The organism is Nocardia brasiliensis ATCC 700358, assembly GCF_000250675.2.
Classification (GTDB): Bacteria; Actinomycetota; Actinomycetes; order Mycobacteriales; family Mycobacteriaceae; genus Nocardia; species Nocardia brasiliensis_B.
Genome location: NC_018681.1, coordinates 3,600,048 through 3,618,156 on the forward strand (window position 1 = coordinate 3,600,048; position 18,109 = coordinate 3,618,156).

17 protein-coding genes are annotated in these 18,109 nt (G+C 68.3%); 10 read left to right on the plus strand and 7 right to left on the minus strand.

Annotated elements, in window-relative coordinates:
• Positions 1-74: 74 nt before the first annotated feature.
• Together O3I_RS16305 and O3I_RS16310 are read right to left on the minus strand one after the other, a co-directional pair.
• On the minus strand, positions 75-854 hold the full coding sequence (locus tag O3I_RS16305) for an alpha/beta fold hydrolase (protein WP_014984039.1): 780 nt from the start codon (positions 852-854) through the stop codon (positions 75-77).
• A 28-nt stretch (positions 855-882) separates the two neighbouring features.
• On the minus strand, positions 883-1,437 hold the full coding sequence (locus O3I_RS16310; RefSeq protein WP_014984040.1) for a TetR/AcrR family transcriptional regulator: 555 nt from the start codon (positions 1,435-1,437) through the stop codon (positions 883-885).
• A 90-nt stretch (positions 1,438-1,527) separates the two neighbouring features.
• Between O3I_RS16310 and O3I_RS16315 the strand changes: the two genes are divergently transcribed.
• Positions 1,528-2,244 (plus strand): SDR family NAD(P)-dependent oxidoreductase, encoded by a 717-nt coding sequence (locus O3I_RS16315; RefSeq protein ID WP_041562654.1) that lies wholly within the window; start codon positions 1,528-1,530, stop codon positions 2,242-2,244.
• 58 nt (positions 2,245-2,302) lie between these two features.
• On the opposite strand, the gene O3I_RS16320 is transcribed toward O3I_RS16315, so the two are convergent.
• Complete coding sequence (locus O3I_RS16320) at positions 2,303-3,817, minus strand: putative glycoside hydrolase (protein WP_014984042.1); 1,515 nt, start codon at positions 3,815-3,817, stop codon at positions 2,303-2,305.
• Positions 3,818-4,021: 204 nt separating this feature from the next.
• Here O3I_RS16320 and O3I_RS16325 point away from each other — a divergent pair, with 204 nt between their 5' ends.
• The gene (locus O3I_RS16325; RefSeq protein WP_237748310.1) at positions 4,022-5,035 is read left to right on the plus strand and encodes a polysaccharide deacetylase family protein; all 1,014 of its coding nucleotides are present in this window, start codon (positions 4,022-4,024) and stop codon (positions 5,033-5,035) included.
• Positions 5,036-5,118: 83 nt separating this feature from the next.
• Here the strand turns inward: O3I_RS16325 and O3I_RS16330 are convergent, their stop codons facing one another.
• From O3I_RS16330 to O3I_RS16340, 3 genes are all read right to left on the minus strand, one after another.
• Positions 5,119-7,167 (minus strand): family 2A encapsulin nanocompartment cargo protein cysteine desulfurase, encoded by a 2,049-nt coding sequence (locus O3I_RS16330; RefSeq protein ID WP_081594011.1) that lies wholly within the window; start codon positions 7,165-7,167, stop codon positions 5,119-5,121.
• Entirely contained in the window at positions 7,139-8,071 is a 933-nt protein-coding gene (locus O3I_RS16335) for a family 2A encapsulin nanocompartment shell protein (protein WP_014984046.1), read from the minus strand. Before O3I_RS16335 ends, O3I_RS16330 begins: the two co-directional genes overlap by 29 nt.
• Positions 8,072-8,193: 122 nt before the next feature.
• Complete coding sequence (locus tag O3I_RS16340) at positions 8,194-8,913, minus strand: SDR family NAD(P)-dependent oxidoreductase (protein WP_014984047.1); 720 nt, start codon at positions 8,911-8,913, stop codon at positions 8,194-8,196.
• Between the two features lie 77 nt (positions 8,914-8,990).
• Here O3I_RS16340 and O3I_RS16345 point away from each other — a divergent pair, with 77 nt between their 5' ends.
• Positions 8,991-9,530, plus strand: a complete 540-nt coding sequence (locus tag O3I_RS16345; protein ID WP_014984048.1) for a MarR family winged helix-turn-helix transcriptional regulator — start codon at positions 8,991-8,993, stop codon at positions 9,528-9,530.
• Between the two features lie 61 nt (positions 9,531-9,591).
• On the opposite strand, the gene O3I_RS16350 is transcribed toward O3I_RS16345, so the two are convergent.
• Positions 9,592-11,097 (minus strand): PucR family transcriptional regulator, encoded by a 1,506-nt coding sequence (locus tag O3I_RS16350; RefSeq protein ID WP_041562655.1) that lies wholly within the window; start codon positions 11,095-11,097, stop codon positions 9,592-9,594.
• 162 nt (positions 11,098-11,259) lie between these two features.
• Between O3I_RS16350 and uraD the strand changes: the two genes are divergently transcribed.
• The 7 genes from uraD to O3I_RS16385 are packed head-to-tail and all read left to right on the plus strand — an operon-like array spanning position 11,260 to position 17,969.
• Complete coding sequence (gene uraD, locus O3I_RS16355) at positions 11,260-11,772, plus strand: 2-oxo-4-hydroxy-4-carboxy-5-ureidoimidazoline decarboxylase (protein ID WP_014984050.1); 513 nt, start codon at positions 11,260-11,262, stop codon at positions 11,770-11,772.
• The gene (gene uraH, locus O3I_RS16360) at positions 11,769-12,068 is read left to right on the plus strand and encodes a hydroxyisourate hydrolase (RefSeq protein ID WP_014984051.1); all 300 of its coding nucleotides are present in this window, start codon (positions 11,769-11,771) and stop codon (positions 12,066-12,068) included. Before uraD ends, uraH begins: the two co-directional genes overlap by 4 nt.
• 4 nt (positions 12,069-12,072) lie before the next feature.
• Complete coding sequence (pucL, locus tag O3I_RS16365; protein ID WP_014984052.1) at positions 12,073-12,948, plus strand: factor-independent urate hydroxylase; 876 nt, start codon at positions 12,073-12,075, stop codon at positions 12,946-12,948.
• A gap of 2 nt (positions 12,949-12,950) precedes the next feature.
• On the plus strand, positions 12,951-13,820 hold the full coding sequence (locus tag O3I_RS16370; RefSeq protein ID WP_041562656.1) for an FAD binding domain-containing protein: 870 nt from the start codon (positions 12,951-12,953) through the stop codon (positions 13,818-13,820).
• Positions 13,820-14,293 carry a (2Fe-2S)-binding protein gene (locus tag O3I_RS16375; protein ID WP_014984054.1) on the plus strand — a complete coding sequence of 158 codons (474 nt, stop codon included), beginning with the start codon at positions 13,820-13,822 and terminating at the stop codon, positions 14,291-14,293. Before O3I_RS16370 ends, O3I_RS16375 begins: the two co-directional genes overlap by 1 nt.
• Complete coding sequence (locus O3I_RS16380) at positions 14,290-15,639, plus strand: 8-oxoguanine deaminase (RefSeq protein WP_014984055.1); 1,350 nt, start codon at positions 14,290-14,292, stop codon at positions 15,637-15,639. The genes O3I_RS16375 and O3I_RS16380 overlap by 4 nt, the downstream gene beginning before the upstream one ends.
• Entirely contained in the window at positions 15,636-17,969 is a 2,334-nt protein-coding gene (locus O3I_RS16385; RefSeq protein ID WP_014984056.1) for a xanthine dehydrogenase family protein molybdopterin-binding subunit, read from the plus strand. The genes O3I_RS16380 and O3I_RS16385 overlap by 4 nt, the downstream gene beginning before the upstream one ends.
• Positions 17,970-18,109: the final 140 nt, after the last annotated feature.

The following is an 18,109-nucleotide window of genomic DNA, read 5'->3' on the forward strand; positions in this document are numbered from 1 at the left end:
TGAAGTCAAGGTTTTGACAATTGGCCGGTTAATTAGATATACTGAAAGGGAAGCGGGGGCGATACGCGTGTGGTTCAGGTCGCGTCGAGAAAGTCCAGGACGAGCGGGCTCGCCACCTCGCGGAACTCATCGAAGTAGGCGTGTCGAGCGCCCGGAATCAGCTGCATGCGCGCGTGCGGGATCCGCTCGGCCAGCAGCGGCGCATTCGCCACCGGATTGAACCGGTCCTCGGTGCCGTGCACCACCAGCGTCGGCGTGCGGATCTCCGGCAGCACCTCCCACGCGTTGTGCTTGTTGCTCGCGACCAGGTGCCTGCGCTTGGCGTAGGCGGGCATCTCCGGGTCGCCGAGCGTATTGAACGGTCCGGGCGTACGCGCCAGCCACTGTGGTGTGTACATCAACTCCAGCAGCGCCTGCCGGGCCGCGGTCGCGTCGGGCTGGATGAGTGACTGCCTGATCTCGGGGCCGCGTTCGACGCTGTGCCTGCCGCCCGGTGACGTGCAGCCGAGTACCAGCCCGTGCACTCGATCCGGATGCCGGGCCGCCAGCCACTGGCCGACTCGCCCGCCCATCGATGTGCCGTACACCGCCGCTCGCTCGATCCCGAGATCGTCGAGCACCGCGACCACATCCTCGGCGAAACCCGCTGTGCTGTACGGCTCGTCGGGTTTGTCGCTGTCGCCGGTGCCGCGCCAATCGACGGTGACGGTGCGATACCGGGTTTCGAAGTCCGTGCGGATCCCGTCCCACCAGTGGTGGTTGTTGGCCTGCCCGGCGAGCAAGACCAGCGGTGTGCCGGCGCCTGCGGTCTGATACGCGAGGCGAACGCCGTCGGCGGCCTTGGCATGCGGCACAGTACTGATCCTTTCGCGAGGGGTTGGTCTACTTGCTCGAACGCAGGCCGTCGAACACGAATTCCAGGCAGCGCCGCCAGGCGGGGGAGCCGGTGGCCTCGCCGAGCAGCGACAGCGCCCACACCAGATTCGTCACGTCTTCGTCGCTCGCGTCTGCGCGGAGCACGCCCGCGCGCCGGGCCCGTGCCAGCAATGTGGCCAGGTGTGACATCCCGCGGTGGCAGGCCGCGGCCAGCTGGTCTGCCGCGGGGTGATCGCGAGTGAGGGCTTCGAGCAGGCCGCGGTCGGTGGTCATCTGGCCGAGCAGATCTTCGAGGAATCCGGTGAGCGCCGTCCAGGCGTCCGGCTCGGCCGCGGCGCGTACGGCGAACTCGTCCAGCGCCGCCAAGCGCGGCGGAAGCAGTGCTTCGATCAGCGCGTCCCGGTGCGGGAAGTGGTTGTAGAGCGTGCCGATGCTCACCCCGGCGCGGCGTGCGATCTCCTCCAGGGAACCGTCCAGGCCCTGCTCGGTGAATACATCGGCGGCCTCGCGCAGCAGCTTCTCGCGGTTGCGGGCCGCGTCACGACGCAGCGGTTTGGTCATGGGGACCATTCTACAAAAATCGAGGGGCTCCTCGACTTCGTGCTATCTTCTGAAAATGAGGAGCCCCTCAATATTCAGGAGGAGAGACAGATGTCCCCATCAACGGCAGTGATCGTCGGCGCCGGACCCGGCCTCGGCATGTCGATGGCCGCGCGCTTCGGCCGCGAAGGTTTCCGGGTCGCGCTGATCTCGCGCAGCCCCGCTCGACACGAGCAGTATTTGAAAGATCTTGCCGCGCAGGGGATCGTTGCCACGGCCCAGGCCGCCGACATCACCGACCCCATCCAGCTGAAATCCGCGCTCGCCGCGATCGGCGGGGAGGTGGAACTGGTCTACTACGGGCCTGCGACGACCCAGCCTGCCGCCCCGCTCGCCGATATCACCGAAATAGACGTTGCGACAGCACAATCCGGCTTCGAACTGGTCTGGCCCGCGCTGGACCTGGTACGCGAGGTCCTGCCGGGCATGCTCGAACGCGGCTCCGGCGGACTGCTGTTCGCGGGCGGGCTCTCCAGCGTGCTGCCCATGCCGATGCTCGGCCAGCTGGCCTTGGCCTCGGCCGCGCTGCGCAACTACGCCGTCACGTTGCATGCCGGCCTCGCCGACCGCGGTGTCTACGCAGGCACCCTGACCATCGGCGGCCTGATCGAGCGCGGTGACATCCACGCCATGGTCACCGCGGCTCCCGGGCACTTCGGCGACGCGGCGGGCCACACCCTCGACCCCGACGAACTCGCCGACAAGGCCTGGGACATGTACCGCGCCCGGGACCGGGCCGAAGAGGTGTTCGACGTGTTCAGCGGATGAGCCCGGCGGCAGATGGAGTCGGCGCCGCGCTCCATCTGCCGTTGCGCGCCAAGGAAACTCAGGCGGGAGCCGCGCCCGCCATGTGGTATCGCACCGTCGGGCTCCAGAGGAAGAAGCCGTGGACGCCCGCATCGCGGGACGCATCGATCTGCGCCTGCACCTCGTGCGGGCCGTAATTCACGCCGAGGCTGAAATCCTGGAGCCAGGGCACGATTTTCGCGCCGGTGCCCTGGGTCTGGGCGCGGAAGTCCTGGAGTGAGCGGAACACGATGTCGTAAGGCTGAGAGTTGGGGTTCGCGACGCCGTACTCACCCGCGTTCCAATGCGACGGATACAGCATCGGCGCGATGTAGTCGACGTGGCGGGCCATGCGCGGAATGTCCTGCGCGATCTGGTCAGGGCGGGTCGAGGCGATGCCGAAGACGGCGGCGCTCTGATCGGCGCCCGCGTCGCGGACGGGATCGCGGCTCTCGCGGAGGAACTCGGCGATCGACATGCTCGGCGACTCGGTGGACCCGGGGAACACCATCTGCGAGAGGTCGCCGTCGGGGCGGCGGATGTAGTCGTACATGATGCCGTCGAAACCGAGCTTCGCCGCCTCGACGGCGAGATCGATGTTGTATCGGCGCATTTCGGGGCTCGCGAAATTGGTGAACGCGATCGGCCCGTATTTGCTCGCGTAGGGGCCGCCGCCGGGATTCTGGATGACCCAATCCGGATGCCCGGCGTGCCAGGCCCATTCGGCCATCCGGCTGTCGCGGAAGGCGACGATGCGGCCGACTACGCGCAGGCCCATGTCGTGGAGTTGCCGCAACGCGGCGGGTGCGTCGTAGATCGCCTCGACGGCGCCGGACTCGCGGGCGAGCGGCACCTGGGAGTCGTAGCCGACGACGCCGTCCTCGTCCTTGATGTCGAGCTGGACCGTGTCGATCCGGCCGTCGCGGGCCAGGTTCAGCACGTCCTCGCGCAGCCCTTCGTGCGACCACGCGTGCGCGGTGACGTGGACCGCCCGGATCGGAGCCGTCTCCATGGCCGTGGTGATCGGCTGGGTGGTTTCGTTGCCCGCGAGATCGACCGCGACCACGTGGGCGCCGATCGGCGCGCGCGGGAGGGGGATCTCGAAGGTTCCGTCGGCCGCGGGGGTCGCGGTCTGATCACCGATCGATACCCGCTCTGCGCCTTGGGCTTTGCCGCGCACCGTGACCGGCTGGCGGTAGGACGTCACGTTCGCCGGTTGGCTCACCTCGAGCGCGGGTGCTTCGTTGTCCACGGTGAAGATCTCGGCCGCCCCCGGGCCCGTCCGCAAGAAACCGAAGACGCCCCCGGCCGGGATCTCGGCGGTGAATCTGTGCCCCCCACTGCCTAGTCTCTCCGGTCTGTACACCACGGAATTGCCCTCGACCTGTCCGGTGACCGGCTCGCCGTCCAGCTCCAGCCGCATGGCGTGCGGATCGTGATCGCGCGCGTCCACCCGCAATGTCAAGGCGGACAACGCCGTCGCGCCGATCGGACCGCCGGGCAACCCGGTCACCGTCAAACCGGTGGGTTCGGCCCGGACCGAGCTGATGGTCACAGAAGCGACGAGAATCGATAAGGCTGCGGTAACAATTACTGCCGTCAACCGTCGGTGCCCCGGAAGGCGGACCCATTCGAGCAACGCGCACACCAACTTTCGTTCGAAGATGTTTCTACTATCCCGGCTGTGCCGCACTGTCGCGATTACTTTCGGTCAATGTCCTCCACGGGAGAATCGGTGAGTTCGCGTAGCGTTGGGCCGATGGCGAAGAGCACAACGATCGGTGTTCGAGTTATGTTGTCGGCATTGTTGTTCGCGGTCTGCGCGGGATGTACCGCGGCGGAATCCGCCGTCGGTGACGAGCGGGTGAGCGCGACGACGGACGCCGCGTCCGCGGTTGCACCCGCGCCCGATCCCGTTGCGGTGCAGGCGAACGAACTCGGCGTCGTGCCGATCCTGATGTATCACCAGCTGTCTGCGGCGCCGGCCAGCGACTACGACCAGACCCCGGCCAAGTTCCGGGCCGAGCTCGATCGGCTGTACCGGGAGAACTATCGGCCGGTGACCGCGTCGGCCTATGTCTCCGGTGCCATCGACATCCCCGCAGGCACCCATCCCGTGGTCCTCACCTTCGACGATTCGACCCTGAGTCAGGTCTCGTTCACCGACAACGGGCAGCCCGCGCCCGGCACCGCGCTCGGCATCCTCGAACAGTTCCGTGCCGAGCATCCCGACTTCGCCCCTACCGCAACCTTTTATGTCAACAACGAGCCCTTCGCGAGTGACGAGCGCGCACTGTCCTGGCTCGCGGCGCACGGCTACGAGATCGGCGCCCACACCGCCGGCCACGCGAACCTCGGTCAGCTCGACGGCGCCGGTGTGCAGCGTGAGCTGGCCGAGAACGTCCGCGCGATCACGGCCGCGACACCCGGTCCGGTGCGCACCATGGCGTTGCCGCTCGGGATCTATCCGGCCGACCGCGCCCTGGCCGTCGCCGGCGACTGGGCGGGTACCCACTACGCCTTCGACTCCGTCATGCTGGTCGGCGCCGAGCCCGCTCCGTCCCCGTTCGGTTCGATCGACCGCACCGCGGTGCCGCGAATCCGTTCGGGCAGAGAGCCGGTCGCCTTCGACTCGACGTATTGGCTCGACCGGCTTGCCGAGCACCCCGACCAGCGTTACACCTCGGACGGTAACCCGATCAAGATCATTTTTCCGGCAGGCGTGTCCGGCGAGTTGAACGCACGTTGGTCAGATCGGGCGCAGTCCTACTGATCGCCGCCGGGCCTGCTCGACGCGAAACACCGAGGCGGCCGGGGATAATCCCTGCTGCCTCGGTGCGGTCGGCGGTCGAGCGCTCAGCGTGAGCGGGGTGTGCGCACTGCCAATTCTTCGAGCGCGGCGACCATTCGGTCGATCTCCGCACAGGTGTTGTAGAAGGCGAACGACGGACGCACCGTCGCCTCCAGGCCGAGCCGTCGCAGGATGGGCTGAGCGCAGTGGTGCCCCGCCCGGACCGCGATGCCCTTCTCGTTCAAGGCTTTACCGACCTCGATCGGCGCATAGCCGGCCATGACGAAGGAGAGCACGCTCGCCTTCTCCGCGGCGGTGCCCACCAGCCGGACACCCGGCACCGCCGCGACCCGCGGCGTCGCGTACTCGAGCAGGCCGTGCTCGTAGCGAGCGATGGCGTCCATGCCGAGGCGCTGGACGTACTCGATCGCGGCACCGAGACCGACCGCGTCGGCGATGTTCCCGGTACCCGCCTCGAATCGCCCCGGGGGCGGCTGGAACAGCGAACGTTCCAGGGTCACATCGCTGATCATGTTGCCCCCGCCCTGCCACGGCGGCACGTCCTGCAGTACCTCGGATTTCCCGTAGACCACGCCGATTCCGGTGGGCCCGAACACCTTGTGGCCGGAGAACACGAAGAAATCCGCGCCGATCGAGCGCACATCGATGGCGGCGTGCGGCACCGATTGCGCGCCGTCGACGAGCGTGACCGCACCCGCGCGCTGCGCCTCGGCGACGATCTCGCGCACCGGCGTGATGGTGCCGAGCGCGTTCGAGACGTGGGTCACCGAAACGAGTTTGGTGCGATCGGAGAGCAGCCGGGTGTACTCGCCGAGCAGCAGCTCACCGTCGTCGTCGACGGGGATGACCCGCAGCTGAGCGCCGGTCTCGGCCGCCAGCAGCTGCCAGGGCACGATATTCGCGTGGTGTTCGAGATGGGAGATGACGATCTCGTCGCCCGCCCGCAGATTCTTGCGGCCCCAGGTCTGTGCGATCAGGTTGATGCCCTCGGTCGCGCCGCGGACGAAGATGATCTCCTCGGCCGAAGCCGCGCCGATGAACCGAGCCACGAGATCGCGGGCCTGCTCGTAGGCGTCGGTAGAGCGCGCCGCCAATTCGTGTGCGGCGCGGTGGATATTGGAGTTCTCGTGTTCGTAGAAGTGCGCGATGCGCTCGATCACCGCCCGCGGCTTCTGCGTGGTCGCGGCGTTGTCGAACCAGACCAGCGGATGGCCGTTCACCCGCTCCCGCAGGATCGGGAAATCGTTGCGCACCGCGTGCACGTCGAACGGAGGGTGCGCGGCGGGGAAACGGTTCGGCGCGATACCGCTCGCGACCGGCGCCGCCGCAGGGGGCTCCAGGAAATAGAAGCTCGGCGCCGTCGACGGTTGCTGCGGGGCCTCGGGAAAACGCTGTGGAGACAGCACTTCCCGTAGCGAGGGCAGCGCGGTGAGAAACGGATCGCTGTGGATGGCCGCGGGGTCCACGGCCGGACTCGATGACCGCCCGGCGGCGTCCGCCATCGGGACGTCGCTGCCCCAGGTCGGCACATACGGGTCGGGGGTGGCGCCACCGGGCGGTGCGGCGCCGGCCGATCTCGGTGTCGCCGCGGACGCCGCGCCCGGTACGGAGGGTTCCGGAGTGCGACCGCCCGGCGGTGCGCTACTCGAAACCCCCTGCGCCGTCTCCGATGTCGAAACGGACGCGACATCTCCACCGGCGGGAGGGCTCGACGGCACTTCGACGCCGGACACGCCGGGGACATAGGTACCCGGCGCCTCACGTCCGGTGCCGGTCACGCCCGACGCACTCGCCGGCGCCATCGGCGGATGCGCGCCCGGGTGTGGGGCACCCGAAAACCCAGGTGCGCCCATAGAAGTCGCCGTCGGCACCGGTGACGGCGCGGGCGCATTCGGCGGCGACGTCGGCAAATCCGGCTGTGCCACGCTCACGCCCGCCGGTGCGGCGGGCATGCCCGCCGACCCCGACGGCAGCGCCGAGAAGAATTCGCCGGCAAGACGATTCAGCGTCGCCTCGTCCGGCAGCAGCCACCCGGCACCACCGTCGTCCGCTGGGCGCGAGACGTCAGCTCCGGTAGGTCGGTGCGTAGTCATGGAACTTGCCCACCTCGGCTCCGTCGAGCACTGCCACCGCGTCGTCGGTCAGGATGGCCAACGAGCAGTACAGCGACACCAGATACGACGCGATCGCGCTGCGATCGATACCCATGAACTTCACCGAAAGCCCCGGCCCCTGTTCGCCCGCCAGCCCCGGCTGGTACAGGCCGACGACGCCCTGGCGCGCCTCGCCGGTGCGGATCAGCAGGAACTTGGTCTTACCGCGTTCCACCGGAACCTTGTCCGACGGAATGATCGGGATCCCGCGCCAGGTCAGGAACTGGGAGCCGAACATGCTCACCGTCGGCGGCGGCACACCGCGCCGGGTGCATTCCCGTCCGAACGCGGCGATGCCCTGCGGGTGGGTCAAGAAGAAGCCGGGCTCCTTCCAGACCCTGGTGATCAGATTGTCGAGGTCGTCGGGCGTCGGCGGGCCCGCGATCGTCGAGAGCCGTTGCTTCTTGGCGGTATTGGCGATCAAGCCGTAGTCCGGGCTGTTGATCAGCTCGCCCTCTTGGTGTTCCTTGATCGCTTCGATGGTCAAGCGCAACTGTTGAGCTATCTGATCGTGCGGGCTCGAATACAGATCGGAGACGCGCGTGTGCACATCGAGGATGGTGTGCACGGCCTTGAGCCGATACTCGCGCGGGTCCCGCTCGTAGTCGATGAAGGTCTCCGGCAGCGGAGACTCGTCGAAGTTGTCGCACTGAATATCGACGGTCTGTTCGTGCGTAACCCGGTTACGTCGGTAGATACCGGCTTCGACGGGTACCCAGTTCAGCAGATGGACCAACCACCGAGGAGTGATCGACTCCATCTGTGGCACGGTCTTCGTGGCGTTCGCCAGTGTCCGGGCCGCTTCATCGCCCAACGCCACCGGCTGTGGAACAGCTTTAGTCATCGAACCACCTTGGGATCGGCAAATCCACCGTTACCAGCCCGCTCATGCTAGACCCTGCCGCGCCGGTTGCCCGGATAGACCCTATTCGCCGCCTCGCTCCGCGCGCCGCGGTCGGCGCTCGCTCAGCGGCTCGTGCGCTCGCCGCCGTTGACCGCCAGCACCTGACCGGTCAGCTGACGTGCGCCCGGCGAAGCGAGATAGGTTGCCGCGGAGGCGATGTCATCGGGGAGGCCGGCCCGCCCGGTGTGCGTGGCGGCGATGAGCGCATCGCGGCGCTGCTCGGTCAGCCGGTCGCGGAAGAATTCGGTGTCGGCGATGTAGCCGGGGGCGATGACGTTCGCGGTGACGCCCCGAGGGCCGAGCTCGGCGGACAGCTGCATGTTCCACGAGGCGAGACCGGCCTTGGCCGCGCCGTATGCGCCCGCCCCCTTGTCGGCCGCGATGGACCCGATGTTGATCACGGTCCCGCCCGCGGCCAGCCGGTCGCGCAGTGCCGTGGTCATCAGCACCGCGCTGATCAGGTTCGCGTCCAGGTTCGCGCGCCAGGCGGCGGCCACGGCGGCCAGGTCGGTGGGGGAGTCCTGGTCGAAGTCGGTGTTGCCGCCCGCGTTGTTCACCAAGACGTCGATCCGGTCGGGCAGCGCGCTGAGCAACGCCTCGATCTGTGCGGGATCGGTGGCATCGCAGACCTGGTCGGTGACGCCGAGTTCGGTGGCGGTCGCGCGTAGCGCCTCGGCGCGGCGTCCGGTGATCACCACGGCGTCGCCCGCGGCCACGAAAGCCGCGGCGATCGCCCGGCCGATTCCGGTCGCGCCGCCGGTCACCACAATGTTGCGTGGCATGTCTACCTCTCGAATCGGGTACGTTTAGATCTAAACAGTAGCTCTCGTTTAGGGCTAAACGCAACCAGGAGGTGCGCATGGATCCCGACGATCCGGTCGACGCGATCGCATTGGCGTGGCAGCGGGAGCGGCCGGGTACTCCGGTCGACGGCATCGGGGTGGTGACCCGAATCTGGCAGCTGGCCAAGACATTCGGCGACGATCGCCGCCGGGTGCTGGCCGCCGAGGGAGTCGACACGGCCACCCTCGACCTGCTCAGCGTGCTGCGCCGCAGCGGCAGGCCGTATCGGCTGACCACCCGGCAGCTCAAGGAGCAGACGATGCTCACCGCGGGCGCGATCTCACAGCGCGTCGCGCGGGCCGAAGCCGAAGGCCTGGTTTTCCGCGCGTCGCTCGACGACGGCTCGCGCGGGGTGGTCGTCGAATTGACCGGCGCCGGACACGCTTTGGTCGAACGGCTGGTCGATCAGGTGCTCGGCCGGGAGTCGGAACTGCTCGCCGGCCTCACCCGCACCCAGCAGTCCGACCTGACCGAGTTGCTGCGTCTGCTGCACCAGGATCTGATGACCCGCCTCGGTACCCACAAGATCACCCAGGTCGGCGGACCCGACGTTTGAGCGTTCCGTTGAAAGCGTCATAGCTGCATCATGATTCGCGTATCTCGGCGACGCCGGTGACTCAGCGCAGCGCGAGCGCCAGGAAGAAGTCGACGCGGTCTTCCAGACGGGACAGATCGCGCCCGGTGAGTTCTTCGATGCGCTGGATGCGGTAGCGCAGAGTGTTCACGTGCACGTGCAGGAGGTCGGCGCATTTGGTCCACGAACCCGACACCTCGAGGAACGTCTCCAGCGTGTGCACGAGGTCGGCGCGATTGTCCTGGTCGTAGGTGGTGAGGGGATCGAGCAGGCGCAGCCGGAACATGCGGCGGACCTCGTCGGGGACCGAGGCGAGCAACAGCATGTGGGTGGCCAGCTCGTCGTGGCCTACAACGCTGGCCGGTTGCGAGCGGCCCGCGGCCATCCGGCGCGCGTAGCGCGCCTCCTCCACCGCGCCGCGCAGACCCTCGCCGTCGACCACGCCGCTGACGCCGATGGATAGCCTGCTGCCGCCCAGCCCCGGCTCCAGAGCCGTGACCGCGCGGTTGATCTCGTCGATGACCGGGCTGTCCGGTCCGGCGGGGATGAGCGCGATCGCCTCGCCGTCCACCACACCCGCGGCAGGCCTTCTGCCGTAAAGGATTTCGCGCAACAAGACGCGTAATTCGCCGGGGCGCAAGGTGTCATCGGCGGCCGCGGCGACGGCGATATAGGTCTCCGCCGGGCCGAGCCCGGTGAGTTCGAGGCGGGAGATGATCTCCGCGGGCTTGGCGTCGGAGACGATCAGCTCGATCAGTTCCTGGGCGAGTCGCCCCTCGGCGCTCTGCCGGTCGTCTTGGCGGGCGCGTTCCAGCGAGACGACCGCGGCCAGCTCACCGGCCAGCGCGCGACGCTCCTCCGGCCACTCGGTGTAGTCGCCCTCGAACACGAGGAACCAGTCGGCCGCCCGCGACGTGCGGTGCTCGTCCACCGCGAACAGGGAAAACCGGCCGCTCTCCGGCCGGAACGCCGACGGCAGGCGGCGAGCACTGAGGAACGCGGTGGTCACCTCGGCCGGTGGCGCGGTCGCGGGGCCCGCCACCGCCCGGCCGGTCGAGGAGATCACCCAGCAGCGCATGCCCAGATCGCGTTCGATCAACTCGAGCACCGAGCCGAGCCCGGCGCCCGAGACGAGCTGGCGATGCCGGTCCAGGATCGCGGTCAGGTCCGCGGCGCGCCCGGTCGACAGATTGCGCGTGATCTGCTCGGTGACCTGGGCGAACGCAATGTTCTCCGGGACCCGGAAGAGCGGGATCCGATGCTTGCGGCAAGCCTCGACCACATCCGGGGGCGCACCGCCGTAGCGGGCGTCGCCCGCGGCCAGCCCGGCCACGCCCGCCTGCGCGAGCGCGCGGACGAACACCTCGCTGTCGGCCGGGTCGTGGCGCCACTGCATGCCGGTGAGGACGAGTTCCCCACCGGACAGGTAGCGACCGGGGTCGAGCATGTCGGTGGTCACCACCCAGCGGACGAACCGGTCCAGTTCGTCTTCGCCGGTGACGAGCTCGAGCCCGAGGTCCGCCATGGTCAGCAGGGATCTGAGGCGCACGGTGCGAAGGCTAACAGTCAACCCCCTGGTGAATGCCCTTGGACATTCACACAAAGACTCCGGTGTGAACTGGCGCACAGTTCAGATTTCTCGTTTCTGTCTGCGGCGTTCTCCGGCGGGTGTACTTGCGGAACAGATCGGCAACCCCCTACAGGAGGTCAGATGGCAGGCGACATCGGATGGCTCAACTCGTTGCCACCGGACCGGGTCGAACAGGAACTGCTGACCTGCTGTGCGTCCCGGCAGTGGGCGCAGAAGGTCGCGGCGGCCCGGCCTTACGCCGACACCGCGAGCCTCGTCGCCGCGGCCGTCGCCACGGTGTGCGAGCTGAGTTGGCCGGATGTCGAGGAGGCGCTCGCGGCGCATCCGCGCATCGGTGACCGTGCGAAGGCCGAACTGTCCGAGCGGGAGGCGAGCTGGTCGCGCGGGGAACAGTCCGGCGCCGCGACCGGCGACGCCGCCGTGCGGGCCGAACTCGCCGCGGGCAATCTCGCCTACGAAGTGCGCTTCGGTCACGTCTTCCTGATCCGTGCCACCGGCCGCACCGCCACCGAAATCCTCGCCGAATTGCGGCTGCGCCTGGCCAATTCGGAGCTCGACGAGCGGATCAAGGTACAGAGCGAGCTCGCCGACATCACTCGGCTGCGGGTGCGAAAGCTGCTGGGGGAGCAGTGAGTCTGTCCACGCACGTGCTCAACGCGGTTACCGGCCGCCCCGCCGCGGGGATGCTGATCCGGCTCTCGGACGCGGCCGGCACGGTGCTGGCCGAACGGCGCACCGACGACGACGGCCGCGTCAAGGATCTGCCCGCACCTGGAACCGGTACGCACCGGCTGACTTTCGAGACGGGCGAGATCAGCCCGTTCTACCCCACGGTCGCGATCGACTTCACCGTCGCCGACCCGGCAGCGCACTACCACGTGCCGTTGCTGCTCAGTCCGTATTCCTACTCCACTTATCGAGGTAGCTGAAACAATGTCGATCAAGCTCGGGCCGAACCGATACGGCAAGGCGGAGACCCACGTCGTCGGCGTGACGAAAAACGGTGGCGTGCACGAGATCCGCGATCTCAATGTCGGTGTGGCGCTCTCCGGCGACATGGACGATGTGCACCTCACCGGCGACAACGGCGCGGTCCTGCCGACGGACACGCAGAAGAACACCGTCTTCGCCTTCGCCAAGGAGCACGGGATCACCTCGCCCGAGGCGTTCGGTGTTCTGCTGGCACAGCATTTCGTCGGCTCGCAGCCGACCATCCACCACGCGCGGGTCAGCGTCGAGGAACACGCCTGGGAGCGGATCGTGCTGAATCCCGGCGACGATCAGCACTCGTTCGTCCGCTCGGGTCAGGAGACCCGCATCGCACGGGTGCACCACGACGGCGAAAAGACCTGGGTGGTAGCGGGTTTGCAGGGCCTGGTGGTACTGAACTCCACCGGCTCGGAGTTCCACGGCTATATCAAGGACAAGTACACGACCCTGCAGGAAGCCTACGACCGCATCCTGGCCACCGAGGTCAACGCGGAGTGGCGTTTCATCGCCGAGCCGAGCGACTGGGACAAGACTTACCGCGAGGCGCGCGGCGCCCTGCTGGCGGCGTTCGCCGAGACCTACAGCTACTCGTTGCAGCAGACGCTGTACGCGATGGGCGAGCGGGTGCTCGCCGCCTGCCCGGAGATCGGCGAGGTACGGCTGTCGCTGCCGAACAAACATCACTTCGTGGTCGACCTGTCCGCATTCGGCCTGACCAACGACAACGAGGTGTTCTACGCCGCCGACCGCCCCTACGGCCTGATCGAGGGCACGGTCCTGCGCGAGGACGCGCCGTCCGCCGGCCCGGCGTGGGAGTGACGATGGATTTCTTGCGACCGAGCAGCTGGGCGGATGCCCTGGCCATCAAGGCCGATCGACCGGACGCCGTGCCCATCCAGGGCGGCACCGACATGATGGTCGAACTCAACTTCGACAAGGGCAGGCCGAATGCCCTGCTCGATCTCAACCCGTGCCGAGAACTGTTCGACCACAAGGAGATCGACGGCAGAATCCGGATCGGGTCCGGTGTGCCGTATGTCAAGATCATCAACCGGCTCGGCAAGCAGTTGCCCGGCCTGGCGCAGGCCTCGCGCACCGTCGGCTCGCCGCAGATCCGCAATCGCGGCACGGTCGGCGGCAATCTCGGCGGGGCGTCCCCGGCCGGTGACGCCCATCCCGCGCTGCTCGCCGGGGACGCGGTCGTCGAGGTCGAGTCCGCGGCGCGCGGCACCCGGATGATCCCGATCGACGACTTCTACATCTGGGTGCGCAAGACCGCGCTCGAGCCGGACGAGCTGATCCGGGCGATCTGGTTGCCACCTGCCGAAGGGCCGCAATACTTTTCGAAGGTCGGCACGCGCAACGCCATGGTGATCGCGGTGTGCTCGTTCGCGATCGCGCTGTACCCCGGCAGCGGGACGGTGCGCACCGGCATCGGATCGTCCGGCCCGACACCGCTGCGCGCCGGGTCGGCCGAGGAATTCCTGGCGACCCAGTTGCCGTGGCAGCAGGCGACGCCGTTGACCGAAGGCGTGCTGCGCGAATTCGGTGCGCTCGTCGCTGCCGCCGCGAAGCCGATCGATGACGTCCGCGGCACCGCGGACTACCGCAAACACGCCCTCTCGGTGCTGGCTCGCCGCACCCTGGGCTGGGCCTGGACGGACTATCTGACAGAAAGGAAGGCGGCCTGATGCGCGTGAGGTTCGACGTGAACGGCTCGCAGGAGACCGTGGACGACGTGTGGGAGGGCGAGAGCCTGCTCTACATGCTGCGCGAGCGGATGGGCCTGCCCGGTTCCAAGAATGCCTGCGAGCAAGGCGAATGTGGTTCGTGCACCGTCTATTTGGATGGCACGCCGGTCTGCTCCTGCCTGGTGGCGGCCGGCCAGGCCGAAGGCCGCTCGGTACGCACCGTGGAGGGGCTGGCCGACGGGCCGAAGCTGGATCCGATGCAGCAGGCGTTCGTCGAGGCGGGCGCGGTGCAATGCGGTTTCTGCACACCGGGTCTCATCGTGCAGGCGCACGACCTGATCGAGCACAACCCGGATCCCTCGGATGTGGAGATCCGCGAGGCCCTGGCCGGAAACCTGTGCCGCTGCACCGGTTACGAGAAGATCCTGGACGCCGTGCGGCTCGCGGCGCAGCGGAAAGCGGCGGCGCGATGAAGACGATCATCGAAAATGCCTACATCGCACCGGTGGTCGGCCCGGAGATCCCGTCCGGCTACCTGGTGATCGCCGACGGCCGGATCGAAGTGCTCGGCGCCGGCCCCGCGCCGGCGGTGCCGGACGCGCAGCGGGTCGACGGCACCGGTTGCCTGGTCACCCCGGGTCTGGTCAACACCCACCATCACCTCTACCAGTGGGCGACCCAGGGGCTGTACCAGGATGCCACGCTGTTCGAATGGCTCACCGGGCTCTACCGCACCTGGGCGGGCATGGACGCGGAGGTGGTCTACGGCGCGGCCTCGGCGGGGCTGGGCTGGCTCGCCCTGACCGGCTGCACCACCAGCAGCGACCACCACTACGTGTTCCCCAAGGGACGCGGTGACCTGTTCGACGCCGAGGTCCGCGCGGCACACGAGATCGGCCTGCGCTTCCATCCGTGCCGCGGCTCGATGGACCGCGGGCAGTCCGCAGGCGGCCTGCCGCCGGACGAGGTGGTCGAGGATCGCGACGAGATCCTGCTGAACACCGCGGAAACCATTGACAAGTACCACGATCCGTCGTTCGACTCCATGCTCCGGGTCGCCGTCGCGCCGTGCTCGCCGTTCTCGGTGAGCGAGGGCCTGATGACCGACGCCGCGCTGCTGGCCCGCACCAAGGGCGTGCGGCTGCACACCCACCTCGCCGAGACGCTGGACGAGGAAGTGCACTGCCGCGAGCAGATGGGTTGCACGCCGGTCGAATACATGGACAAGCTCGGCTGGCTCGGTGACGACGTCTGGTTCGCGCATGCGGTGCACCTGCACGACGCGGATATCCGGCGCTTCGCCGAGACCGGCACCGGATCCGCGCACTGCCCCAGCTCCAATGCCCGGCTCGGCGCCGGAATCGCCCGGGTCTCCGAGCTTCTGCGGGCCGGCGCGACCGTCGGCCTGGGTGTGGACGGCGCCGCCTCCAGCGAATTGACCTCGATGGCGGGAGAGTTGCGCCAGGCCATGCTGTTCCAGCGCGCCGTGCACGGTCCCACCGCGCTCACCGCGCGCCAGGCCCTGGAGATCGGCACCCTGGGCGGTGCCCGCAATCTCGGGCGGCAGCAAGAGATCGGCAGCCTCGAGGTCGGCAAGCTCGCCGATATCGCGATGTGGCGGGTGGACGGCTTCCGCGCCGCGGTCACCGATCCCGTCTGCACCCTGGTGTTCGGCCCGACTCCGCCGCTGGCGCGGTTGTTCGTCGGTGGCCGGACCGTCGTGGCCGACGACGAACTGCGCACCGTGTCGCACGACGCGGTCGGCCGGGCGGGCGCCGCCGCGCGCAAGCGGCTGTTGGAACGGGAGGAAGCACGATGACCGCGGTACGGAGCACCCGCTTTCCGGGTGAGGTCGCGGCGCCGGGCAAGGGCGGTATCGGCGAGAGCCCGCTGCGGCCCGACGGCACGCTGAAGGTCAAGGGCGAGTTCGCCTATGCCTCGGATATGTGGATGGACGGCATGCTGTGGGGCGCCACGCTGCGCAGTCCGCACCCGCGGGCCCGCATCCTCGGCATGGACATCAGCGCGGCGCTCGCGTTGCCCGGCGTGCACGCGGTGCTCACCCACGAGGATGTGCCCGGCCGCAAGTGTTACGGCCTCGACATGACCTGGGACCAACCGGTTCTCGCCTTCGACGAGGTGCGCCACCACGGTGAGCCGATCGCGCTGGTCGCCGCCGATCATCCCGAGATCGCCCGGCGCGCGGTCGAAGTGATCGCCATCGAGTGGGAGGTGCTGACCCCCATCATCGATCCGCTCGCGGTGGTCGCCGATCCCGAGGCCAACAAGGTGCAGGAGCGGGGCGGTATCGCCCGGCATCAGCCGGTCCGGGTCGGCGATATCGCGGTCGGCCGCGCCATGTCCGAGGTCGTCGTAACCGGCGAATACGAAGTCGGCATCCAGGATCAGGCGTTCCTCGGCCCGGAGGCCGGGCTGGTCGCGCCGGGCGAGGACGGTGGGCTCGACTTCTACGTCGCCACTCAGTGGATGCACAACGATCTCGATCAGATCGGTCCCTGTCTCGACCTGTCCCCGGACCAGATCCGGATGACCATGGCCGGCGTCGGCGGCGCGTTCGGTGGCCGCGAAGACATTTCGATGCAGATCCACGCCGGCATGCTCGCGCTCTACACCGGTAAGCCGATCAAGATGGTGTACAACCGCGAGGAGTCGTTCTTCGGCCACGTGCACCGGCATCCGGCGCAGCTGCGCTACGAGTACGGCGCCACCCGCGCGGGCAAGATCGTCTTCGCCGAGGTGCGGATCGTGCTCGACGGCGGCGCCTACACCTCCGCCACCCTCAACGTCACCGGTAACGCGTCCTCACTGGCGTTGGGCCCGTACGAGGTTCCGCACATCAAGATCGATGCCTACGGCGTGTACACCAACAATCCGCCGTGCGGTGCGATGCGCGGATTCGGTGCGGTGCAAGCCTGTTTCGCGCACGAGTCGATGATGGACAAGCTGGCGCAGGCGCTCGACCTGGACCCGGTGTACGTCCGTCAGGTGAACGCGGTGTCGCAGGGCTCCAAGCTGGCGACCGGTCAGGTGGTGCACGCGCCGATGCCGATGGCCGAGATGCTCGGGCAATTGCGCGCGATGCCGCTGCCCGCGCCGCTGGACGCGGCCGACATCCGGAACCTGCCCGGCGGCGCCTCACAGACCACGCACGGTGAAGGCGTGGTGCGCGGCGTCGGCTACGGCGTCGGCATCAAGAACATCTGCTTCTCCGAGGGTTTCGACGATTACTCGACCGCGCGGGTACGCCTCGAGGTGATCGGCGGCGAACCCGTCGCGCTGGTGCACACCGCCGCCGCCGAAGTGGGACAGGGACTGGTCACGGTCGAAGCGCAGATCGCGCGCACCGAACTCGGCATCGAGAAGGTGACCATTCACCCCGCAGACAACCAGATCGACAGCGCGGGCTCCTCGTCGGCCTCCCGGCAGACCTACATGACCGGCGGCGCGGTGAAGGCCGCGTGCGAGGCGGTGCGCATGCGCGTACTCGCCCTGGCCCAAGGACGTTTCGGCGCCACCCGCGGGCTGCGGCTGGTCGGCGGCAAGGTGGTCTCGGGCACCGGTGAGGTGTTCGCCGCGATCGTCGATCTGCTCGGTGACGAAATCATCGAGGAGACCAGGAAGTACCACCACAAGCCGACCACCGGCATGGATCCGGTCACCGGACAGGGGAACAGCCACACCCAGCTGGCCCTGTGCGTGCACCGCGCGGTGGTCGATGTCGACACCGAACTCGGCCTGGTCAAAGTGGTTGCGCTGGACGCGGTTCAGGACGTCGGCAAGATCATGAACCGGCTCTCGCTGGAGGGCCAGATTCACGGCGGTTCCGCGCAAGGCCTGGGCCTCGCGGTGATGGAGGAGATCCAGGTCCGCGACGGCAAGGTGCTCAACCCTTCGTTCACCGACTATCTGATTCCCACGATTCTCGACTCGCCGCCACAGCGGCTCGAGATTCTCGAAAACGCCGATCCGCACGCCCCATACGGGCTGCGCGGCGCCGGAGAGCCACCCACGCTCTCCTCGACTCCCGCGATCGTCGCCGCCATACGGGACGCGTGCCGAGCGGCGGGAGGAACCGTGCACATCAACCGAGTGCCGGTGCGTCCGGAAGACATCATCCGGAGCAGTTGATCAACAGGGGCGGTGCGCGTCCGCGCCGGCGACGGAATCCCGTTGCCGGCGCGGACAACACAGCACAGGTCCCACAACAGCAAACCGAACCACGCGATCCGGCGACGCAGCCGGATCGTAGGTCGGCCATGCCCCGAGGA